This is a genomic window from Crenothrix polyspora, assembly GCF_900163755.1.
GTDB lineage: Bacteria > Pseudomonadota > Gammaproteobacteria > Methylococcales > Methylomonadaceae > Crenothrix > Crenothrix polyspora.
In genome coordinates, this window is sequence record NZ_FUKI01000094.1 from 53,629 (window position 1) to 76,045 (window position 22,417).

20 protein-coding genes are annotated in these 22,417 nt (G+C 45.3%); 12 read left to right on the forward strand and 8 right to left on the reverse strand.

Translation table 11 applies throughout. The annotated features are described in order from the left end of the window. Positions 1 to 43 precede the first annotated feature (43 nt). The gene (locus CRENPOLYSF2_RS06215) at positions 44 to 1,021 is read right to left on the reverse strand and encodes an ABC transporter permease (protein WP_087143084.1); all 978 of its coding nucleotides are present in this window, start codon (positions 1,019 to 1,021) and stop codon (positions 44 to 46) included. Then, on the reverse strand, positions 1,018 to 3,147 hold the full coding sequence (locus tag CRENPOLYSF2_RS06220; RefSeq protein ID WP_087143085.1) for an ABC transporter substrate-binding protein: 2,130 nt from the start codon (positions 3,145 to 3,147) through the stop codon (positions 1,018 to 1,020). The genes CRENPOLYSF2_RS06215 and CRENPOLYSF2_RS06220 overlap by 4 nt, the downstream gene beginning before the upstream one ends. Before the next feature lie 430 nt (positions 3,148 to 3,577). Between CRENPOLYSF2_RS06220 and relB the strand changes: the two genes are divergently transcribed. The 6 genes from relB to murI all read left to right on the forward strand — a co-directional run bounded on the left by relB (position 3,578) and on the right by murI (position 8,712). After that, positions 3,578 to 3,802 (forward strand): type II toxin-antitoxin system RelB family antitoxin, encoded by a 225-nt coding sequence (relB, locus tag CRENPOLYSF2_RS06225; protein WP_140396815.1) that lies wholly within the window; start codon positions 3,578 to 3,580, stop codon positions 3,800 to 3,802. A gap of 70 nt (positions 3,803 to 3,872) precedes the next feature. After that, a complete protein-coding gene (locus tag CRENPOLYSF2_RS06230) occupies positions 3,873 to 4,208 on the forward strand; it encodes a hypothetical protein (RefSeq protein ID WP_140396816.1) in 336 nt (111 codons plus the stop codon). Positions 4,209 to 4,556: 348 nt separating this feature from the next. Beyond that, the gene (locus CRENPOLYSF2_RS06235) at positions 4,557 to 5,882 is read left to right on the forward strand and encodes an alanine/glycine:cation symporter family protein (RefSeq protein WP_087143088.1); all 1,326 of its coding nucleotides are present in this window, start codon (positions 4,557 to 4,559) and stop codon (positions 5,880 to 5,882) included. Positions 5,883 to 6,033: 151 nt separating this feature from the next. Beyond that, entirely contained in the window at positions 6,034 to 7,059 is a 1,026-nt protein-coding gene (gene trpD, locus CRENPOLYSF2_RS06240) for an anthranilate phosphoribosyltransferase (protein ID WP_087143108.1), read from the forward strand. A gap of 2 nt (positions 7,060 to 7,061) precedes the next feature. Beyond that, positions 7,062 to 7,862 carry an indole-3-glycerol phosphate synthase TrpC gene (gene trpC / locus CRENPOLYSF2_RS06245; RefSeq protein WP_087143089.1) on the forward strand — a complete coding sequence of 267 codons (801 nt, stop codon included), beginning with the start codon at positions 7,062 to 7,064 and terminating at the stop codon, positions 7,860 to 7,862. A gap of 46 nt (positions 7,863 to 7,908) precedes the next feature. Then, on the forward strand, positions 7,909 to 8,712 hold the full coding sequence (gene murI, locus CRENPOLYSF2_RS06250; RefSeq protein ID WP_087143090.1) for a glutamate racemase: 804 nt from the start codon (positions 7,909 to 7,911) through the stop codon (positions 8,710 to 8,712). 9 nt (positions 8,713 to 8,721) lie between these two features. Here the strand turns inward: murI and mtnC are convergent, their stop codons facing one another. The 6 genes from mtnC to CRENPOLYSF2_RS06290 form a co-directional block, all read right to left on the reverse strand. Next, a complete protein-coding gene (mtnC, locus tag CRENPOLYSF2_RS06255; RefSeq protein ID WP_087143091.1) occupies positions 8,722 to 9,408 on the reverse strand; it encodes an acireductone synthase in 687 nt (228 codons plus the stop codon). After that, positions 9,405 to 9,965: a 1,2-dihydroxy-3-keto-5-methylthiopentene dioxygenase gene (locus tag CRENPOLYSF2_RS06260; RefSeq protein WP_087143092.1), complete on the reverse strand. Its 561-nt coding sequence runs from the start codon at positions 9,963 to 9,965 to the stop codon at positions 9,405 to 9,407. The genes mtnC and CRENPOLYSF2_RS06260 overlap by 4 nt, the downstream gene beginning before the upstream one ends. Beyond that, positions 9,962 to 10,579 (reverse strand): methylthioribulose 1-phosphate dehydratase, encoded by a 618-nt coding sequence (locus CRENPOLYSF2_RS06265; RefSeq protein WP_087143109.1) that lies wholly within the window; start codon positions 10,577 to 10,579, stop codon positions 9,962 to 9,964. Before CRENPOLYSF2_RS06265 ends, CRENPOLYSF2_RS06260 begins: the two co-directional genes overlap by 4 nt. A 151-nt stretch (positions 10,580 to 10,730) precedes the next feature. Next, positions 10,731 to 11,204: a hypothetical protein gene (locus tag CRENPOLYSF2_RS06270; protein ID WP_087143093.1), complete on the reverse strand. Its 474-nt coding sequence runs from the start codon at positions 11,202 to 11,204 to the stop codon at positions 10,731 to 10,733. An 86-nt stretch (positions 11,205 to 11,290) separates the two neighbouring features. Then, entirely contained in the window at positions 11,291 to 11,899 is a 609-nt protein-coding gene (locus CRENPOLYSF2_RS06275; RefSeq protein WP_140396817.1) for a hypothetical protein, read from the reverse strand. Positions 11,900 to 12,590: 691 nt separating this feature from the next. Continuing rightward, complete coding sequence (locus CRENPOLYSF2_RS06290; RefSeq protein WP_087143097.1) at positions 12,591 to 13,067, reverse strand: hypothetical protein; 477 nt, start codon at positions 13,065 to 13,067, stop codon at positions 12,591 to 12,593. 491 nt (positions 13,068 to 13,558) lie between these two features. On the opposite strand from CRENPOLYSF2_RS06290, the gene dapA reads away from it, so the two are divergent. The 6 genes from dapA (at position 13,559) to CRENPOLYSF2_RS06320 (ending at position 22,064) form a co-directional block, all read left to right on the forward strand. After that, positions 13,559 to 14,434 carry a 4-hydroxy-tetrahydrodipicolinate synthase gene (gene dapA / locus CRENPOLYSF2_RS06295; RefSeq protein ID WP_087143098.1) on the forward strand — a complete coding sequence of 292 codons (876 nt, stop codon included), beginning with the start codon at positions 13,559 to 13,561 and terminating at the stop codon, positions 14,432 to 14,434. Between the two features lie 8 nt (positions 14,435 to 14,442). Beyond that, positions 14,443 to 15,243 carry an outer membrane protein assembly factor BamC gene (gene bamC, locus CRENPOLYSF2_RS06300; RefSeq protein WP_087143099.1) on the forward strand — a complete coding sequence of 267 codons (801 nt, stop codon included), beginning with the start codon at positions 14,443 to 14,445 and terminating at the stop codon, positions 15,241 to 15,243. Positions 15,244 to 15,386: 143 nt separating this feature from the next. Then, on the forward strand, positions 15,387 to 19,244 hold the full coding sequence (gene purL / locus CRENPOLYSF2_RS06305; protein ID WP_087143100.1) for a phosphoribosylformylglycinamidine synthase: 3,858 nt from the start codon (positions 15,387 to 15,389) through the stop codon (positions 19,242 to 19,244). A 276-nt stretch (positions 19,245 to 19,520) separates the two neighbouring features. Continuing rightward, entirely contained in the window at positions 19,521 to 19,937 is a 417-nt protein-coding gene (locus tag CRENPOLYSF2_RS06310) for a hypothetical protein (protein ID WP_176371053.1), read from the forward strand. 84 nt (positions 19,938 to 20,021) lie between these two features. After that, positions 20,022 to 21,431, forward strand: coding sequence for an amino acid permease (locus CRENPOLYSF2_RS06315; protein ID WP_087143102.1), 1,410 nt, complete (start codon positions 20,022 to 20,024; stop codon positions 21,429 to 21,431). A gap of 12 nt (positions 21,432 to 21,443) precedes the next feature. Then, positions 21,444 to 22,064 (forward strand): TetR/AcrR family transcriptional regulator, encoded by a 621-nt coding sequence (locus CRENPOLYSF2_RS06320; RefSeq protein WP_087143103.1) that lies wholly within the window; start codon positions 21,444 to 21,446, stop codon positions 22,062 to 22,064. Positions 22,065 to 22,417 lie beyond the last annotated feature (353 nt).

The window sequence follows — 22,417 nt, forward strand, 5'->3', positions numbered from 1 at the left end:
CGATGTAAAGCAGTCGGCGTAGCCTACGCTAACCATAAACTCATTACGATAACCTAACCCTGGGATCAACCAGCGTATAAGAAATATCGGTTAGCAATAAGCCCAGTACATACAGCACCGAGCCCAAAAACACCATTGCCCGCACAATGGCAAAATCTTGACTGGTAATAGCATCAATCGTATAACTGCCTAAGCCAGGTATGCTAAAAAACGATTCCATAATCAAGCTGCCCATAAATAACGTGGGTAATACCACGACTACACCCGTTAAGATGGGAATCATGGTATTTTTTAATACATGGCCAAACAACGTCTGGGTTTCGGTTAAACCTTTGGCGCGTGCGGTACGCACATAATCTTTGCTGGCTTCTTCTAAAAACAAGGTGCGATACCAACGTACACCCGAACCAATACCAGAGAACGCACCGATCAATACCGGCAAAATCAAAAATTTAATCGCCGCAAAACCGTCATCATAACCAGAAATTGGCACTAAGCGCAGTAATTTAGAGATAAAAAACTGGCCACCGATAATATAAAACAGTGATGAAATCGACATTAATACCACACACAGCACCGTACCTACTCGGTCTATATAACTTTGCCGAAACAATACCATTAACAAAGCAAAAGTAATATCAACTAATAAACCCACGCACAAAGTAGGCAAGGCCACAGCCAGACTGGGCAAAGCACGCTCCTTGATATCTGCGCCAATATTACGACCACTGTCCGATGCACCAAAGTGAAACAAAAACAACCCCACCGATTTTTGATAAAAAATTGTGTCGGTGACTTTTTCCTCGGCAGCAGCGGTTGAATTCCACAGCAACGGTAAATCGTAACCGTGCTGTTGCTTCCAGTTAGTAATTGCCTGCTCGGTAACGTGTTTTTGGCCTAACTGCATCCGCGCCATATCATCAGGGCTGTTAACAATAAAAAACAGCACAAACGTCAAAATATTAATGCCAATCAGCAAGGGAATGGCGTACAGCAATCGGCGAATAATATAATTAATCATTGTAACGGCTCTTTGGTGTAGCGGCGATACGCATAAATAGCGGGAATAAGCAGCACTATAAATAGCACACCCCCCAAAAGCAACGGCCAAAAAATCGGCTGATTCCACGCCTGTCTTTTTGCCGCGCGGCTGGCGCTGTCGATACGCAGATATTTCAATTCGTTATTGGCCATTGAATTGGCTTTTAAATTTTTGTACCAACTGTGAAACAGCGAAAATTTCTTGGGATAAAAGCCAAAACCCAACGGCGCGTCATGGCGCAAAATCTCCTGCATTTGTTGAATAATCTGGTAACGCTGCGCACCGTTATCCATATTACGCATGGTTTCAAACAATTTATCAAACACAGGGTTTTGATAATTCACCGCGTTTTCGCCGCCAAACTTTACTTTACCATTACCACCGTACAGCAAGAAAAAGAAGTTTTCGGGATCAGGGTAATCGGCATTCCAGCCCCAGGTAAAAATTTGCGCGTTGCCGGTGCGTATTTTCTCCTGAAAACGGTTGTAGTCGGTGGCACGAATCACCAATTTAATGCCCAGCTTTTCCAGTTGTTTGCGATACCAGGTTGAACGTGGCCGATCATCGACACTGGCAAGTCCTGTGTCAAAATATAAAATCATTGATTGCTTGGTTTTGGGGTCAATACCGTTGGCGTAACCGGCTTCTGTCATTAATTGCTTGGCAGCTTCAATAGGCTTGTGCTGTAACTTATTATCGACCCAATCGTACAAATACGGATTATGACTTTGCGGACTGTCATCGTAACCAACAATACCAGGTGGTAAAAAACCTTGTGCTGGCAAACCTCGACCATTCATAAAAATGGAAATATATTCGTCGTAATCGACCGCAATGGTAATGGCTTGACGCAGTTTTCTGGCTTGCTCGCTATTACCGCCAACGGTGGCATCCAGCATATTAAAGCCCAAGTAAGAAATCGACGTTTCCACCGTGGTTTGTAGCTGAATGCCTTTGTCCAGCATAGATGATGTTAATGCCACGCCACCGCTGCCGGTAAATTGTATGGCCTGATCAAAACTGTCCGAAGCGATGCCAGAGGCATCAAAATAACCTTGTAGAAATTTAGTCCAATACGGGATGGTCTCTTTTTCCAGCATAAACACCACTTTGTCGATAAACGGCAGCGATTTACCGGCATCGATTAACAAACCTTTTTGCTGATCACCTGGCTCACCTTCGCTTGGGTAAGTTTCAAGATGATAGTTCGGGTTTTTCAGCAAAATCATTCGTCGGTTAGGATTATTCTCCGCTAATAAATACGCACCCGTACCAATGGGAAACCAATCTAAACTGATGTTCTTCTCTGCCATGCCAGGCTGATTGTAAAACACATCGGCTTCCCACGGCATAGGCGAAAAAAACGGCATCGCCAGCCAGAAGATAAACTGCGGGTATTTACCTTTAATTCTTACCCGATATTGGTACGCATTAAGCACCGCCACGCCAGACATCGCCATGTCTTTAATAGCATTTTTAGGCTTATCGCTAACCTGTTTAGCAAACTCATCAAACCCAACAATATAGCCTTTCATAATCTCAGCTATGGGTGATTGTACCTTTGGGTGTGCCAAGCGCTTAATTTGATACACATAATCATCGGCAATAAGTTCGCGTGTGCCGGTGTTTTTAAAATCGCTGAGCTTGTTAGCCTGAGCAATCTCTGCCGTCGTTAAGCTATGGTATGAATAATGCTGACGCGCATCTTGTGCTAAAGCGGGATGCGGCTGGTAATAACTGCCTTTTTTAATGTCAATAATATAGTCAGTAAAAGCAATCTCACTGTCTGGCGCAGTTTTTGGCAAGGTTTCGCCTTGGGCATTGAGATAACGAATCTCTGGCATCTTACTCGCTGCCAAGGGCACTAGCTGATAAGGTCTTTTTAAATAATGGTATTGAAACGGCGGCTCATAAATCTGCGCGATAAAAGCGTATTCATTAGATGAGTAAGATACCGCAGGATCCATGTGCTTGGGGCGCTCGTCAAACGATTGATATAAAACCGATTGTGAGCCTTCCGTATCACTGTAAGGATTATTAAGCTGCGAGCCGGTGCAGGCCGTTAAAAAAATGATCAGAACTAATAAAGCGTTGCAACAATGCATAAAAACCACGAATCAATAAAATGAATGACGCTAAAAATCGGATGACGTGTCGTTATTAAAATACAGCTACAGCGTTTTCACAGTTCAATAGTTACAGCGTAACCGTTCGCACTGAGCTTGTCGAAGTGTGCCGTTCATGCTTCGACAAGCTCAGCACGAACGGTAGCTGTAACTGTCCTAAGTTGAAAACGCTGTATCAGTTTACCGTGAGATTTAGCATCTGTGAAATTAGTCTCCCATGATTGTCACTGGGTGACGCAATTTTGTCACCTGCTGTCAATATTCACTACACTCAACCAAACAAAAAAACGAGCGCTTGCATAGCACAATGTTTTTAAACGGGTTTAATAAATGGCTCAATATTTGCTGTGTTTTAATTGGATACCAAGAATGGATACTCAGTAAACCACATAATTTTATGAGAACACACATGACCACCTTAAAACTAACCCTGGATGATTCACTTTTTCAATTACTGTCTAAAACCGCTAGTGCTCTTGGCAAAAACCCCTTAGATCTGATACGCGAAGTTATTACCTATTATCTTGAAGATTTAGAAGACCTACGCCTTGCAAGCGATGCCTTAGAGCGTTTGGAAAAAGGAGAGAGCTGCACGATTAGTCTGGATGAGCTTGAACAGCGTTTATGTGCTTAAGGTATTACAAAATACTTTGCCATTACATAATATTTTAAGCGTTTGTCTGCCTACGGAGAAAACTAATCAAATGCCCTATTCATTAGATTTATGCTTGCTCGTATTGATAATTATTGCCTATGGGCAATTATTTTTTTCCATACCCACTTGGCTTTCGGCAGTTATCTCAACACTGTTTGGCCTCTTAGGCTTTCCATTAATTTTTTTAGGCTGGCTCGATTACTACTGGGACAGCTACATGCAGCCTGGCAAAGCATCGCTGTCTGTTTTTGTAAGTGGTATTCTTTTGCTTATTTCTCCGCTGTTAGTTTGTATAAAACCAGATAAACCAAAACCTGATAATGATAATAAACCCGACCAAGCCTTGGCGGCAGAACAAATTAATAACATAAACTCAATCGGCTAATCACTTAAGACACCTGTCAGATTTTTAAAATCTGACAGCCTTACGCTTTTCGTCATCCGCCTTATTATGTCAAAGTAAAAACACCCCACACTTAGATTCTGAATCCTCACATTTTTCATACACATTGCACAGTCCTATAGCATAGGATCACTTTTCACAGTGCAAAACTAACAATTGCACCTTGGCAAAACGCCTGTTTAGCACGATAATCCATAGCGTTACGCATTAACAGCTGATAAATCATTACAAATAATCATCAACTCAGTACATTGCGACTAAACTTCTTTGCATTGACAATAAGCCTAATGCCTACGCATAGGACTTCTTTACCTAGCCGGAATAACAACAATGACAGATTCTTTAGCTACACTCGTCGCAACCTTATCAAGCTGGGTATGGGGGCCACCTATGTTAACGCTATTAGTCGGCACCGGCTTATATTTAACCATTTTACTCAAAGGCTTGCAATTTCGTGCCTTGCCAGCAGCGTTCCGCTTGGTTTTCCATAAAGAACACGGTGACGATGGCGATATTAGCCATTTTGCCGCCTTAATGACAGCATTGGCGGCAACCGTTGGTATTGGCAATATTGTCGGTGTGGCGACAGCGATTTCGGTCGGTGGCCCTGGTGCGGTGTTTTGGATGTGGATGACCGGCTTAGTCGGTATGGTAACCAAATATTCCGAAGCGGTGCTAGCGGTTAAATACCGCGAAAAAGGTGAGCACGGCATGCGCGGCGGCCCCATGTACTACATCAGTAAGGGTGCTGGCCTACCGTGGCTGGGTTGGTTGTTCGCTTTATTCACCGCCATGGCCACTTTTGGCATCGGCAACATGACCCAAGCCAATGCCACCGCGAAAATATTTGAGGCCACTTTCCATATCCAGCCGTGGATTACCGGTGTGGTATTAATGATACTAACCGCTTTGGTAATCTTGGGCGGCATACGTTCCATCGGCAAATTCACGTCATTTTTAGTCCCAGTAATGATTTTTGGCTACGTGGGCGCAGCACTGGTGGTGCTTGCCTTGAACATAGCCGAAATCCCAGCCGCTTTTGGCCTTATTTTCCATCATGCTTTTTCACCCATCGCGGCATCAGGTGGCTTTGCAGGTGCCACCATTGCCGCCGCCATGCGTTTTGGTATTGCTCGTGGCGTGTTTTCTAATGAATCCGGCCTGGGTTCGGCACCGATTGCTGCCGCCGCCGCCCGTACCCAAGATCCGGTTAAACAAGCTTTGGTCAGCATGACGCAAACCTTTATCGACACACTGGTCGTCTGCACCATGACGGCGCTGGTTATCCTGACTGCTACACCCTGGACACAAGGCATTAGCCCAGGTCAATTGACCAGCGCCAGTTTTGCAGAAACATTGGGGGCTACAGGTGAAATTATTGTTGCTGTTTCGACCTCTTTATTTGCCTATTCGACGTTAATAGGCTGGAATTATTATGGCGAAAAAGCCATTGAATATTTAATGGGATCTCGTGCTATCCGTATTTACCGCATCTTTTTTATTGCGGCTGTGGTGGTTGGTGCCATGCTAAATTTGGAGCTGGTGTGGAATATTTCTGACCTAATGAATGGTATGATGGCTTTACCTAATCTTATCGGCTTGTTATTGCTGTCCAAAGTAGTTAAAGCGGAAACGGATCGTTATTTTAAATTTTGATTTTTAGCAAACAAAAAACAGCTACCCGTTTAATAAGGGGCAAAATGTAGGTTGGGTTGAGCGCTTTTCTCAACCCAACCTACTTGAATGTTATTATTTTTTGTCCCGCGTTACGTTGGTAGCCATGAAAAACAGCTTTAACGACAATCTTATGGATATAAAACACGCCTTACCCCTGTTATTAAACCAGCAAAGCCTAAGTAGCGAACAAATGCGCGATGTCATGCGGCAAATCATGACTGGCAACGCCAGCGATGCACAAATTGCCGGTTTTTTAATCGCGCTGCGCTGCAAAGGTGAAAGCGTCGATGAAATTGCCGCCGCTGCACAAGTGATGCGCGAACTGGCCAGCAAAGTGCCGATAAACGGTGACCATATCATCGACACCTGCGGCACCGGTGGTGATGGCGCGAATACCTTTAACATCTCCACAACCTGCGCTTTTGTGGTGGCGGCAGCCGGTGGGCAAGTCGCCAAACACGGTAACCGTTCAGTATCCAGCAGTTGCGGCAGTGCCGATGTACTGGAAGCCGCAGGCGTTAACCTGAACTTATCCACCGAACAAGTAGTGCAATGCGTTAACAACATCGGTGTGGGGTTCTTATTTGCCCCCAAGCACCACGGTGCAATGAAGCACACTATTAATGTCCGTCAGGAAATGGGGGTAAGAACCCTGTTTAATCTGCTAGGGCCTTTATCTAACCCCGCCTGCGCGCCCAATCAATTAATTGGTGTTTTTGCTAAACACTGGGTAGAACCGTTGGCGCAGGTGTTAAAAAAACTCGGTAGCCAGCATGTTTTAGTGGTAAGCGCCGAGGATGGTCTGGATGAGATCAGTATCGCTTCACACACCCATGTTGCCGAACTGAAACACGGCGTTGTCTCAACTTATAGCGTTACGCCCGAACAATTTGGTTTACAGCGGGCAAGTTTGGCTGAATTGTCGGTCGATAACGCCACGGCAAGCCTAAAAATGGTAAAATCGGTGTTAGAAAATAAACCCAGTGCCGCCAAAGACATTGTATTGCTGAATGCAGGCGCCGCCATTTATGCCGCCAATTTAAGTGATTCCTTGGCAAAGGGTATAGAACAGGCAAAACACGTTATTGCCGATGGTTCTGCCTTAGCCAGGCTCAATGCTCTAGTAACCTACTCGAAAACTTTATCACACGGATAACCATGACCGATACCCCAGATATATTACAAAGAATTCTTGCCAAAAAAGTCGAAGAAGTGGCCAACCGTAAACAGCGCATGAGCATCAGCGACTTGGAAGATATTGCCCAAGGCGTAGAAAGACCGCGTGGTTTTTATAAAGCTTTGCAAGCTAAAGTCAACGCAAAAAAGCCCGGTGTAATTGCTGAGATCAAAAAAGCCTCGCCGAGCAAAGGTATTATTCGGGAAAACTTTCAGCCCATTACTATCGGCCTGGATTACGCGATGAATGGCGCAACCTGTCTGTCGATACTAACCGATAAAGAGTTTTTTCAGGGTGCAGAAGCCAATTTGCAAATGGTCAGAGAACGCTGCCCTTTGCCCATCATCCGCAAAGATTTCATGATTGACCCGTACCAGATTTATGAATCCCGCGCGTTAGGGGCAGACTGCATTTTGTTGATTGTGGCCGCGCTAGGTGATGCCCAAATGCACGAATTGTCCGATACCGCCACCAAGTTAGACATGGACGTGTTGGTTGAAGTCCACAATGCCGACGAATTACAACGTGCGTTGACGCTGGATACTAAATTAATCGGCATTAACAACCGTAACCTGCGTAGTTTTGAAACGACTTTGCAAACGACGCTGGATTTAAAATCGGCTATCCCTGCTGAGCGCATTATCATTACCGAAAGCGGCATCCACAGCCAAGACGATGTGCAATTAATGCTCGATAATGACATTTACGCGTTTTTGGTAGGAGAATCTTTTATGCGGGCGGAAAGTCCTGGCCAAAAAATGCGTGAATTATTTGCACTTTAGCCTATTATTATTCAAATCCATCCGTTAACGACAGTATCATCATAGCATGCACAAAAATCCCATAGGTGTTTTCGATTCCGGCGTGGGCGGTCTTTCGGTATTGCGTGAGATCCGGAAACTATTACCCGAAGAAGATTTGCTCTATGTCGCCGACTCGGCGCATGCACCGTACGGTGACAAGCCCAAGGAATTTATTCTGGAGCGGTCGGCAACCATCATGGATTTTTTCGTCAGCCGCCACGTTAAAGCCATTGTGGTCGCCTGTAACACCGCTACCGGTGCCGCCGTCAAAGAATTACGCCCCAAATACAACGTGCCCATGATTGCGATGGAGCCTGCGGTTAAGCCAGCCTCGGAGCGCAGCCAAACCGGTATTATCGGTGTATTGGCCACTAACCGCACCATAGACAGCAATAATTTTCGTATCTTATTTGCCCGCTTTGCAGGCCAAGTGACAATTATTCCCCAAGCCTGTCCGGGGCTGGTCGAACTAGTGGAACAAGGTAACCTCAAAGGTGATGAAATTCGCGCATTGATCGCCCAATATGTACACCCGCTGGTGGCGCAAAATGTCGATATGCTTGTGTTAGGCTGTACGCATTACCCTTTTTTAGCGCCCATTATTCAGGAAATTGCAGGAGATTCTGTCACAGTGATTGATTCCGGCGCAGCCATTGCCCGCGAACTTAAATCCCGTTTAGAGAAGGCGACTGTGTTAGCAAACCGGCAGACACAAGGCTCAGTGCAGTTTTGGAGTAGCAATGAAGCGGGTACAGCCAAGCGCGTGATTTCGCAGCTTTGGCAGGCAGATATTGAAGTTATTAAACTGCCGGAAGCTATTTTAATCTAACGATTTAGCTTATTTTATTACTAAATGCCCAATTTGATCAAAATCCCTCACTTGCCGATGCGCGGCATCAGCATCAAGTTCACCTTCTCTTACTAGCCACAATGTTTTAAATCCTGCGCTACGCGCAGCATCTAATTCGCCTTTAATATCAGATAAAAACAAAATGTTAGATGCCGAACAGACAATTTGTTCGGCTATATTACTATAGGCCGCACGGTCTTGTTTAGCGCCGATATGAGTATCAAAATAACCGGAAAACAACGCGGTTATATCACCTTGTTCTGTGTGGCCAAACAACAGTTTTTGCGCCTGCACAGAACCCGACGAATAGACATACAAATCAATGCCACTGGCTTTCCATGCCCGTAGATTATCAATAACATCGGCGTAAATATGGCCTGTAAACGCACCAAGACAATAGCCTTCTTCCCAGATTAAACCTTGCAAGGCTTTAAGTGCGGTTATTTTTTTATCTTCGTCTATCCAGATAATCAGTTGACTAATTATTTGATCCACTGTTAATTGCGCAACCACGGTATCACGCACATTTTGTAATAACGCCTTAACCTCTGAATCATCTTGATTTTGACGAATAAATTCCGCTATATGTGCCCGCGCATAAGGGAACAACACATCTTTAACAAATGAAATTGACGTGGTTGTACCTTCAATATCAGTAACAATGGCTTTAATCATGACAACATGGCCACGGTTTGATCCAGTGTCGGAAAGCGTTTGGCAATGGCGTTACCGGTAAAATCCGCCACCCAGCCTTCGGGCGTGGTAAAAAGACGAATACATTTAAAATTGGGATTTTCGCCCATATCAAACCAATGCTTGGTGTGTGCTGGCACACTGATTAAATCACCTTTTTCGCACAATACTGCGTATACCTTGTCGCCCACATGCAAAGAAAACAATCCGCAACCATCAATGAAAAAGCGCACTTCAAAATCGGTGTGAATATGTTCTGCTAAAAATTTTTGCCGTAACGTGATTTTTTCAGGGTGATCGGCCGTCAGATTAATAATATCGACCGATTTAAAACCATACTGCTGCATTAACCGATTAATGGATTCCTCATAAGCCGATAAAATAAGCGCTTGGCTAGCATCGGGGGCTAGCTCAAAAGCTGTTTGCCAGCGTTCAAATTGCACATCAATAGCGCTCAGTTGCTGTGCTATTGCAGCAAAATCGTGGTAATTTTCGCCGTATTCAGCTTGGTTGTCAGAAAAAACAGTTAATAGGCTCATAGCTTAACTCCGTGTAGGTGCAGTTCACAAAGCAATAAAAAATCCAAGGCTTCTAAATAACGCAAGGCGTGTTGTACCGAATGTCCCCAGGTATAAAGCCCGTGACCGGCAATAATATAAGCCAGAATATCGCCGTGCTGATCAATATAATTATCCACTTGCGCCGCCAAGCGGGGAATATTTTGATCGTTGGCAAAAATGGGAATGCTAATACAAGTGTCATGCGTTTTTATGCCAGGCAAGGCTTTTAATAACTCGTAATCTTGTAAGATAACTTCGGTTTTAAAAAGCCGCGAAGCCAATGTTGCGGTCATAGAATGCGGGTGTAAAATCGCGTGTACATCAGGGTAACGCTTATAAAGTGCGGTATGTAACTCGGTTTCTGCCGAGGGTGTTTTACCATCCAACGGAATGGCATCGGCATCAATCAGCATAATGTCATCCTGCTGCAAACAGCCTTTATGCTTACCAGAAACGGTAATTGCAATCGTGCCATTTGGCAAACGTGCCGAAAAGTTGCCGCTGGTAGCGGGCACCCAGCCTTTACTATCAATAAAACGCCCAGCAGTTATCAGTTGCTCGGCCAAGGCAAAAAAATCAGTGTGGTAAGTCATGTGCGTCTGTGTCAGTTGAATACCTGCCATGATACCCGATTAAAATCGTTAATAATATGTGAAAATCCGGTGTTACCCACATAAAACAACGATTATTTTTAATACTTCCGCAACAGCTTAAAGCCATAAACAGCGACTTTCTTTACAATGCCTAGCGATTTTTTTCAGCCAGCGCCGTAACAATGCCCCTGTATTCAACCCACTTAGGTCGATACAAAAAAGCTCCCAAAGCCGACATGCCTACCAAAATATACAACGTATTGCTATCATCGCCCAGTAATGTCATTATCACACCCAATACACCGACACCGTGTATTAAAAACAACGATACCACAATCGTCAATAAATAGCGTTTGTTAGCCGGTTTATCACCCGGCATGGTTTGATTTAAACGCAGTTGAATGTGGCGAATTAAGTTAGTCAGCGGAAACATCACAATCGCGACTATATAACACAGCGTTCTTAACCAAACACGTTGTGACTCAGGCAAAAGAGAAGATAACTCAGCGCTCATGGTGCGACAGGCAATCAGATAGCCCACCAATAAAAGCAACATGAGCGCAACAGCTGTCCAGTGCGGAGTCAGATCAGCTTTAGTAGGCTGTAAAGGTGTTTTATTGAACATGCGTCTCCTTGAATATAATCAAAGTCATTTAAGCAGAGCATTAAAACACGATAGTTAAACGAGCGCATTAACTAGTCCTCAGTCATTCATTTGGGCTGCGTAAACGCTTCTTTGGACAGATAAAAAACCGTCGCGCCATCAGTGCTTTCGGTTTGGCTGATCATCAGATTAGACAGTTCGTCGGCAATATGCTGAGGAAACTCCACAAAATCAGGCGCATGGTTTTTGCCGTTGTTAGCCAACTCCAAACGACACGTACGGGTACGGCATTCCAAACCAATAATCGCACTGCCACTGATTTTGTCGCTGGCCAACCCTGTTCTGATCAAATTCATTGCTTCTGTTGACCAGTTAAGCTCAACAGTTTGCTGACGAAAATCCGATTCCAAGGCGACACCTTGGGCGGCAAAATATTTTTCCTCTTCAGCACGAGCCGCTTCCTCGCTGGGCGGTGCGACATTATCAACGTCACGCCCCAATATAACGGCGGCGGCTTTTGTCTTCACTATCGTGTGCATTTCTTCTCGTAGCGCCACAACATCTGCACTTAAAGCCTGCACCTGGGTTTTAAGCCGCGCCAAAGCCTCATTGTGCTCAGGCTTTACTGTATTATTTACAACTGTCGGAACAACCTGTGTTGCAGCAGCAATTGCGGGGGGGTGTTCACTCTGCACCACCGCAACAGATGGTGGCATTAAGCGTGAAACATACACACTTAAAGGTAAATTAACAGCGCAGGTAATCAGTATAATTTTAAATAAATTCATCGTCTGAGGAGATTAAATGGAAATAACGCTGCATCTGTCTATCCTTGTCGCGAGTCATGAAGCCCTGCCAATTAGCTAAAATCAATACGTTATTAGGTGATTTCCACGAAAGAATATCCCAAATAAATCGTGGGTGTTTACAAAAGGCACTAAAAATGGCTTTATATTTCGTGCCTTTCGTGTTTTTAATGAACAATCTTTTGGGTAAGTTCATTATTGGAAATCACCTTATCAGATTTTTGGCATGATTAATTGTTTTGCCAATCAGTGCTTTCCTGCGTTTCCTTTCTGATCCGCCTGCCCTCATTGCTTGTATCAACACCTTGATTTTGTCTCTCATTAGTCCGTGTTGACCGGGTGTTTTCATCAGATGTTGGATAATAACCTGTGTTTTGCCTTGGCGTATTAACACACGCAGCAAGAGACAGCATGAAAAGTACGATTACACCATGTTTTATAGTTTGCATTTTATTAGCCCGTTAATTTTTAACATACCCTGGAAGTGTGAAAAGCACCACACAGTACCCTAAGTTGATTTCTAATAGTAACCTGCTCAAAGGATGGTTCACGAAAGCCAACCAATATAAAACTATTTTTTGTGCCTTTCGTGGAAATCAGCTTAATTCAACGATTCAACACTGTACAGTACCGAAGCCTCATTGGAGGGCAATTTACACACCACACTAAAATAACTGCGCGGTGTACTGGTGGGTAACTTAAGCATTAAAGACTCTTTACCGCTTGTTCTATTACTAACGGTGTTAAGCCCCATTGCTTTACCCGTAACATCATAACCATAAAGCGTACAACTCACCGTTCTAGGGCCATTAGAATCCAAATTGACCTTTACGGTCAGCCCGCCAAAATTACTGGATTGCTTAGTTACCGGACAAACCACTTTTTTTACGTTGTTTGCTATGGTTGACGTATTAAGAACCCCGTAGCTGAGATATTCAATGTTACTCACATCATTACCATCATAATAATGACACGCTGCCCCGCCAACGACGGTTGAAGCAGCCAGCGCATTACCCCCCATAAATACAGATGCCATAACACCCGCCAAACCCATACCTAAAACTGTTGTTACTTTCATTACAAATCTCCTTAATTATTAAATTAACGTTACAGTACTTAACACAAGACACTGTTATTTAATGACTATAAAGACGAAAAAAACATCGATAAAGCCGCTAAAAAAACTAAAAAAGCCATCATTAACATAACATTACTATCCAATTAATTAACAAAATAGGGCTGCCTTGATTGGCAATCATTTTAATTTAACAAAATGAACCTAATCTGAATGACAACACCTTTTTATAAAACTTTTACTTATGCCACAACAATCGCCAATGTAACCGTTCAGTCCCCCTCTTTGAAAAAGAGGAGTTAGGGGATATTTTTTTAAATAAATCCCCCTCCACCCCCTCGTAAACTTTCCCCCTTTTTCAAAGAGGGAAGTAAACGCATACTCGCCAATGACCCGCTATTTCGCCCGTACTGCTGATAGCTTTACCTTTTTTAGCTATTTGCTTGTTATAATAAACTCAGTTTTGTTATTGCATTTATTGATCGAGAGACTTCATGATTCAAGGTAGTATCGTAGCGCTAGTCACCCCCATGCACGCATCAGGCGCAGTCGACCAAGACAGCCTAAAAAAACTGGTTGAGTTTCATATCGCAGAGGGCACTGATGCACTGGTTGCCGTTGGAACTACGGGTGAGTCGGCAACACTGGACGAAAACGAACATTGTGCTGTCATTAAAAGCATAGTTGAATATGTCAAAGGTAGAATACCGGTAATTGCTGGCACAGGGGCTAACTCCACCACAGAAGCCATTAATCTAACTCGCAAAGCCAAACACGTTGGTGCTGATGCCTGTTTAATTGTAACGCCGTACTACAACAAACCAACCCAAGAAGGCTTGTATTTACACCACAAAGCTATCGCTGAGGCGGTTGATGTTCCACAGATTTTATATAACGTGCCTGGTCGTACCGCCTGCGATATGCTACCAGAAACCGTAGGCAGTCTTTCGCACATTAATAATATCGTCGGCGTAAAGGAAGCCACCGGTGACTTATCACGCGTGAAACAAATCCGCGATTTAACCGGTGCAGATTTCGCGCTGTATACCGGCGATGATGCGACCAGTCGTGAATTTTGTTTGCTAGGCGGCAACGGCAGCATCACCGTTACCGGCAATGTGGCACCACGGTTAGTACACGAGATGATTAGCGCTGCCATGCGTGGCGACAACGACACCGCGTTGGCCATAGATGCAAAACTCGCCGACTTGCACAAAAATTTATTCATCCAATCCAACCCCATCCCAGTAAAATGGGCACTGGCCGAAATGGGCTTAATAAGCAAAGGCATACGGTTGCCGTTAACCTGGTTATCTGAAAACTGCTTTGCTACTGTGCGTCATGCCATGCACCGCGCTGGAGTTATCTAGGGGGAGTGATGAAAGCTAACGTTGTTTTAATATCGGTTGCTGGCTATATCTTAGCGAATTTAACCGCTTGTAGTAGCGCTACTCAATTTTTCCCTGATAAGGAAAGAGACTACCAACACGTTAAAGAAATCCCTATGCTCAATTGGCCTAAGGAACTTAGAACCCCTAGCGCGTCGCGCACCCCAACACAAACACCCACAACACCCACACCCGCGCCCTCTTCTGATAACACAGAGCCTGCACCTAGCGTAGCACCGCCCACACAGGCCACAACAGCAACGCCTCCCGACAGCACGCAACCCGTGACAGACAGCGATCCTGCTTACGACCTAAGCCCTGAGATTCTAGCACAACCCAGACCACCCTCAGATACCGACCCTGTTCCTGACAACACGGGCGATAGCACAAAACCCATCATTGTTGAGCAGGTCAAGCGTGACGGTTCAAGTCGCTTGCGCTTAAATGTTGCCATGCTCAAAGCCTGGCGCGCAGTGGATAAAGCCTTAAGCCGTAACTCAATTGAAGTCACAGAACGCAATGCCGAAGCGCATCGCTATACGGTGCAATACGACCCCAATGAGAAAAAAGCCAAAGATGGCTCATGGATGGACGAAATTAATTTCATCTTTAAAGGTTTTGAAATTAACGAAAAGCCCTATCGGCTCACGCTGGTAGAAAGCACTGATTATATTGAAGTACAACTGGTTGACGATAAACTAAAACTGTTAGCAGATACCGATGCCAGCCTGAAATTACTGGATACACTGGAAAAAACTATTAAAGCGGATTTTGCCGAGGCTAAAAAGTAAACTAAATCATACCGTATTTTAGTATGCTAATCACCTAACAGCGACACCCAAAACTAATCAGGATTAGCGCCGCGTAATCCCCTGTTACTCCACTTTTGTTGAACTGCGCTGCGCTGGTTTGACCTGTACTGAACTGCTCTTACATGCTAAAAATTTCTGGACCTGCCGCCCTTTCGCCTTTTCGTATTGAAAAATTGCGTGCCGACTTACGCGCTATTGCCCCTGACTTGCTGGATATTACCGCGCAATTCATTCATTTTGTTGATAATGAGCTGGAGCTGTGCGATAACGATACATCTGTTTTAAACCAGCTATTAACCTATGGATCGCCATTAACCCACGCGCCAAACGGCGAAAAATTATTGGTAGTGCCGCGCTCTGGTACGATTTCACCGTGGTCTAGTAAAGCCACTGAAATTGCCCAGCGTTGTGGCTTGGTAGATGTTAAACGCATAGAGCGCTGCATTGAATACACCTTAGTCAGCAAAAAGCCATTGTCTATTTTTGTAAAAGCCCAGCTATCTGCCTGGCTCTACGACCGTATGACCCAAGATGTCATCAACGCCTATATTGAGCCGGATTTATTCAGTAAAAACCCACCACAACCGTTAGCCAGTGTGGCTCTTATGGCGCAAGGCCGCGATGCACTAGTGAACGCCAACGTAGATTTAGGCTTGGCATTATCAGACGATGAAATGGATTATTTAGCCAACAGCTTTCAGAGTTTAGGCCGAGATCCTACCGATGTTGAATTGATGATGTTTGCGCAAATCAATTCCGAACATTGCCGCCATAAAATCTTTAATGCCGACTGGACGATAGACGACGTGGCACAAGCCAAATCGCTGTTCAGCATGATACGCAACACGGCCGCCAAAAGTCCGCAGGGTATTTTGTCGGCATACAGCGATAACGCCTCGGTAATGGAAGGCCCGGCTGCACAAATGTTTATCCGTGATGCCAGCAGCCACGAATACAGCTATGTTGAAGAGGCGGCTCACATTTTAATGAAGGTGGAAACCCACAACCACCCCACCGCTATTTCGCCTTACCCAGGTGCTGCCACCGGTTCTGGCGGTGAAATCCGTGACGAAGGCGCAACCGGACGCGGCTCTGCCACCAAAGCCGGTTTATCGGGCTTTTCGGTGTCGCACTTAAAAATCCCAGGCTATTCGCAACCCTGGGAAGACAATAACGGCAAGCCGCAACGCATCGCCTCAGCCTTAGACATTATGTTACAAGCACCGTTAGGCAGTGCGGCATTTAATAATGAATTTGGCCGCCCTAACCTGACCGGCTATTTCCGAAGCTTTGAACAACCGGTACAGGGCAGCACTAACCAATTTCGCGGCTACCATAAACCCATCATGATTGCCGGTGGCATGGGCAATATCCGTCCGATGCTGGTGCAAAAACAGCCGATCCCCACCGGCGCGTTAATTATTATTTTAGGCGGCCCTACCATGTTGATTGGTTTGGGTGGCGGCGCGGCCTCGTCACAAGCTTCCGGTGCGGGTACGGAAGATTTGGACTTTGCCTCGGTGCAACGCGAAAACCCTGAAATGCAGCGCCGTTGCCAGGAAGTCATCAACCATTGCAATTCGCTAGGGGATGACACGCCGATTATCTCCATCCATGACATCGGTGCTGGCGGTTTATCAAACGCCGTGCCGGAAATTATCCATGACTGCGAACGCGGCGGGCGTTTCCAGCTGCGTAACGTACAAAACGCCGACAAGGGCTTGTCGCCCATGCAAATCTGGAGCAATGAATCCCAGGAGCGTTATGTCATCGCCATTAAGCCTGAGGCACTGGATTTGTTCACCGCGTTTTGTGAACGCGAACATTGCTTGTTTGCCGTGATTGGCGAAGCTACCGAAGAACAACATTTATCCTTGAACGATGAATGGCTAGACGGTACGCCAGTTGATATTCCTATGTCGTTGCTGTTTGGCAAGCCGCCGAAAATGCACCGTGATGTTAAACGTGTTAAAGCCAGCACCCAAGCCTTGGATTTTACCGGTGTTGATCTGAGTGACGCGATTAAACGGGTATTGTCATTCCCTGCCGTGGCCGACAAAAGTTTTCTGATTCATATTGGCGACCGCTCGATTACCGGCTTAGTAGCAAGAGATCAACTGGTCGGGCCGTGGCAAGTGCCGGTAGCCGATGTGGCGGTGACCGCTTCCGGTTTCCATGCACTCACTGGCGAGGCAATGGCGATGGGCGAACGCGCACCGATTGCCATCGTTGATGCACCGGCTTCTGGACGCATGGCAATCGCCGAAGCCTTAACTAATCTGGCCGCCGCCCGTATTGATTCGCTACGGGATGTTAAATTGTCCGCCAACTGGATGGCCGCCGCCGGTGTCAACGGCGAAGATGCCGCGCTGTTTGATACCGTCAAAAGCATCGGCATGGAGCTGTGCCCCGCGTTAGGGATTGCCATTCCGGTCGGTAAAGATTCTTTATCAATGAAAACCGTGTGGCAAGATATTGGCGGCGAAAAAACCATGACTGCGCCGCTATCGTTAGTGGTTACCGCGTTTGCGCCCGTGCTGGATATTAGCCTGACGCTGACCCCACAGTTGCAAAGTGGCGAAGACAGCGTGCTGATTTTGCTTGACTTGGGTGCGGGTAAAAATCGCTTGGGCGGCTCAGTATTGGCGCAGGTATATCGACAAATCGGTAGCCAATGCCCTGATTTAGACGATCCTTTGTTAATGAAAGCGTTCTTTGAGTCGATCCAAATATTAAATTCTCAAGGTAAATTATTGGCTTATCATGATCGTTCGGACGGCGGCTTATTAGCGACTGTTGCCGAAATGATGTTCGCAAGTCGCTTGGGTGCGGCACTCAATTTGGATCAACTCGGTGATAATATTCTCGACAGCTTGTTTAACGAGGAGCTGGGCGCGGTGCTGCAAGTGCGCCAGTCAGAATGTGAAGAAGTGGTGAGCTTTTTACAGCACGCCGGTTTAATTGATTGCACGTTTGTGATTGGCCAGGTGATTGTCGCGCCGTACTTAACGCTATCCTTGGCCGGAAAAATGCTGTATTCGGCCAACCGTAGCGCATTGCAACAGATGTGGTCAGAAGTCAGTTACCGGTTGCAAGCCTTACGGGATAACAATGCGTGTGCCAAGCAGCAATTTGGGCGTATAAGCGATAACTACGACCCTGGTCTCCATGCCCATATCACTTTTGATATGAATGAGGACATCAGCGCCCCGTTTATTGCGCTCAGTCGGCCTAAAATCGCCATTCTAAGAGAACAAGGTGTTAACGGCCATGTGGAAATGGCGGCGGCGTTTGATAGAGCCGGTTTTGCCAGTATCGATGTCCACATGACCGACATTATTCATGGCCGTATCAGCTTGCAAGACTTTATCGGCTTGGCCGCGTGCGGTGGGTTTTCTTACGGCGATGTACTGGGTGCTGGCGGCGGTTGGGCTAAATCCATCTTGTTTAATCCGCGTGCCCGCGATGAATTTAGCGCGTTTTTCCAACGTACCGATACCTTTGCCTTAGGGGTGTGCAACGGTTGCCAAATGATGTCGGGGTTAAAAGAGATTATCCCTGGTGCCGAGCATTGGCCACGATTCTTACGCAATACCTCGGAGCAATTTGAAGCCCGTGTAGCAATGGTTGAGGTACAAGCATCACCCTCCATTTTATTGGCGGGTATGGCAGGCAGCAGAATGCCGGTGGCTATCGCGCACGGTGAAGGCCGCGCTGAATTCTCATCTGATGCCACGCCATTAATTGCGCTGCGTTATGTGAGTAATTATGGCAAAATCACCACGGATTTTCCGGCTAATCCCAATGGTTCAGTGGATGGCATAACGGGTCTGACCACAGCCGATGGCCGCTTTACCATTATGATGCCGCATCCTGAGCGCTGTTTTAGAAGCTTACAAAATTCGTGGTATCCTAAAGACTGGCAAGAACACGGCGTATGGATGCGGTTGTTTAGGAATGCTAGGGCATGGGTGGGCTAAAAAACCCTAAAAACCACATCGTAGAGACATAAAATCTTGCGGCTATGTACTAAAAAAGCGGGGCAAAAAACAATAATACTCAAGTAGGCTGGGCTGTCTGCTGTTTGGCAACCCAACATGAGCAACGACTTGGTCATATTGGGTTGAGAAAAAATATTCAACCCAACCTACATTTTGTCCCACCTTAAGTTGGCAGCAGATTGCCATGAAAACGTTGTCAAAGCATTGGTAAATTAGCCGACAATCCACTATTATCGTATGAAATGAGCCGCCAAAATGACATCGATAACTTTTAGACAGATTATTTTTAGACTAAGCATGATGGGTCTGATCTTGGGTATACTGATCAACACCTACGATATATTATTCGGCTCGGTTTTGGAAGCCTTACATATCCTGTTTGAAGTCATCGAAGTGGTGTTAGATAACGTCGTTGAAAGTATTTTTCATACCGGTGTACACGAAACTCAAACCATCGTGTTTTATCTGCTCGTTGCCATTGGTGTAGGTGTTTGTTACGGTTTATCGCATGCCTTTGTTAAACTGTTCCATTCCATAACCGATACCTGCACCAGCTGTAAAACCATGAGCCAACTGTATTGGCATGACATTACAATCATCCAGAAAATTCTCTGGATAGGCGGTTTAATCTTAGTATTTATTGCCAGTTTAATGTTTTTTGGCTTGATGTAATTCAATAATATTCGATACTATCGGGTATTTTCTATAGTGTATCTTCCCTCTCACTCGTCTAACGTACAACCCACGAGAAGATTTATGACCTTGCAAATTTTTCGCACCAAACACATTCGTACACACAGCGATAACGAGCAGTCACTCAATCGCTGTTTATCCGCGTGGGATCTCACTTTTCTAGGCATAGGTGCGATTATCGGCACCGGAATTTTTGTGCTAACAGGTATTGCGGCCGCCACCCAATCGGGACCTGCTATCGTATTGTCGTTTGTTATTGCGGGCTTTGCCTGTGCGTTTGCCGCCCTTGCCTATGCAGAATTATCGGCAGCAATCGGTGGTTGTGGCAGTGCTTATGGCTATAGCTATGCGGCGTTTGGCGAACTAATGGCGTTTATTATCGGCTGGGATTTATTGTTAGAATACGCTATTTCAGTGGCGGCAGTAGCCAATGGCTGGTCGGGATATTTTAACAATGCACTTACGGCGATGGGGATTGGGCTACCCGATATACTCACCAAAGCCCCTAAACTAGGCGGATTAATTAATTTGCCGGCTTCAGCGATTATCTTACTGCTTATGGTATTACTTATTATCGGCGTTAAACAAAGTGCCAAAGCCAATAACGCAATGGTGCTTATAAAATTAATCACCATCAGCATTTTTATTGGTGTGGCGGTGTTTCATGTTCATCCTGAAAACTGGCATCCGTTTATGCCGTTCGGTTGGTTTCAAACCTTGCCAGATGGCAAAACTACCGGCGTTTTGGCGGGAGCCTCGTTGGTATTTTTTGCCTATGTGGGTTTTGACGCAGTATCTACCGCCGCTGAAGAAGCGCAAAATCCACAACGTGATTTACCATTCGGTATCGTTGCTTCTTTATCTTTTTGTACGGTTATTTATATTGTTGTCTCAGCGTTATTAACCGGCGTTGTACCCTATACCGAACTTAATGTGTCATCGCCCGTAGCACATGCTTTAAAGTTGATTGGCTTTAACTCGGCATCAGCATTGATTTCTACTGGCGTTATTGCAGGGCTTACCACGGTTATGTTAGTGTTGTATTACGGTTTAACACGTATTATTTTTGCCATGTCACGCGATGGCTTATTATCGCCATTTTTCAGCAAGGTAAATCACAAAACCCAAACACCGGTACGAGTGATTGTTATGTGCGGCGTAATAATGGCGTTAATAGCAGGGTTAATACCGCTGGGTGATTTAGCCGAATTAGTCAATATAGGTACATTGGCGGCTTTTGTTCTGGTTTGTTTGGGGGTTATTGTCTTACGTATCACCCAGCCAGATCTGCACCGTCCTTTTAAATCGCCGTTTAGCCCCTTGTTTCCGGTATTAGGTATGCTGTCTTGCAGTGCGCTGATGCTATTTTTACCCGCACTTACTTGGCTGCGCTTTGCTGTGTGGCTAGTTCTAGGACTGATTGTCTACTTTAGCTATTCTATGCACAATAGCCAGCTGGCCAAATCTCCCTAACACAGCACGCATATGGCAAGACGTTACAAACACAGCCTAGAAGAAATTGCAGCGCTGATTTTACACGCCGCAGAAACCATCGTTATTGAAGAAGGTTATGCTGCATTAAACGCCCGTAAAATTGCGCTGGCTGTCGGCTATACCATTGGCAGCATCTATATGGTTTTTGATAGCATGGGGGATGTAGTATTGCATATTAATACAAAAACTCTCGCTGAAATGACCGCTTATTTGCAACATAATCAGAGCAAAAATACCCACAGCGCATTGGAAAGTTTAGCCAAAAACTATTTCGACTACGCCACACAAAATTTTAACAAATGGCAGTTGCTATTTGAATACACTGCCTCTAAAAACAAAGCATTACCCCCCTGGTATCAACAACAACTGGATAGCAGTTTTCATGTCATTACTTCTCTGGTCATAGATACTCTACCAAACCGCACAGATATTGACAGCACATTGGCTGTTAAAACACTCTGGGGCGGCCTTCATGGCATTTATGCCTTATCAGTATCGCATAAATTAGGTGCAATTGATGGCAGCCAGCGTGACGCTAGCCGCATCTTATTAGTTCGTAGCTTTATAGCGGGCTGGATTGCCGAATCAGATAAAATTCAAAAAGTCAAGTGAACTAATTCACACACCACACGGTAAAAGTTCACAGATTTTAGTGTATTTTTTAAGTAAACTGCACCTAGGTAAAGAAAAATATCAGCAATTAACAGGGTTAACCTTGTGTTTATAGCGTTTCTTTACCTAAGAGCGCTTGTAGATTGGTTTGCACCAACAGAAACCGCTAATCAACGCGCAATGCCAATGTCCAATAGACGTATTGTGGCGCATTGCCTAGTGGTCAACCCACCCTGCAATTTTGTTCTATCGTAAGTCTTGTGTGCATCCGACAAAACGACATTGACCGACTACTAGTACTCAGTCACTCTTTAAATGTCGAATAACAGCCCCCATAAACAAGTTTCACGTAA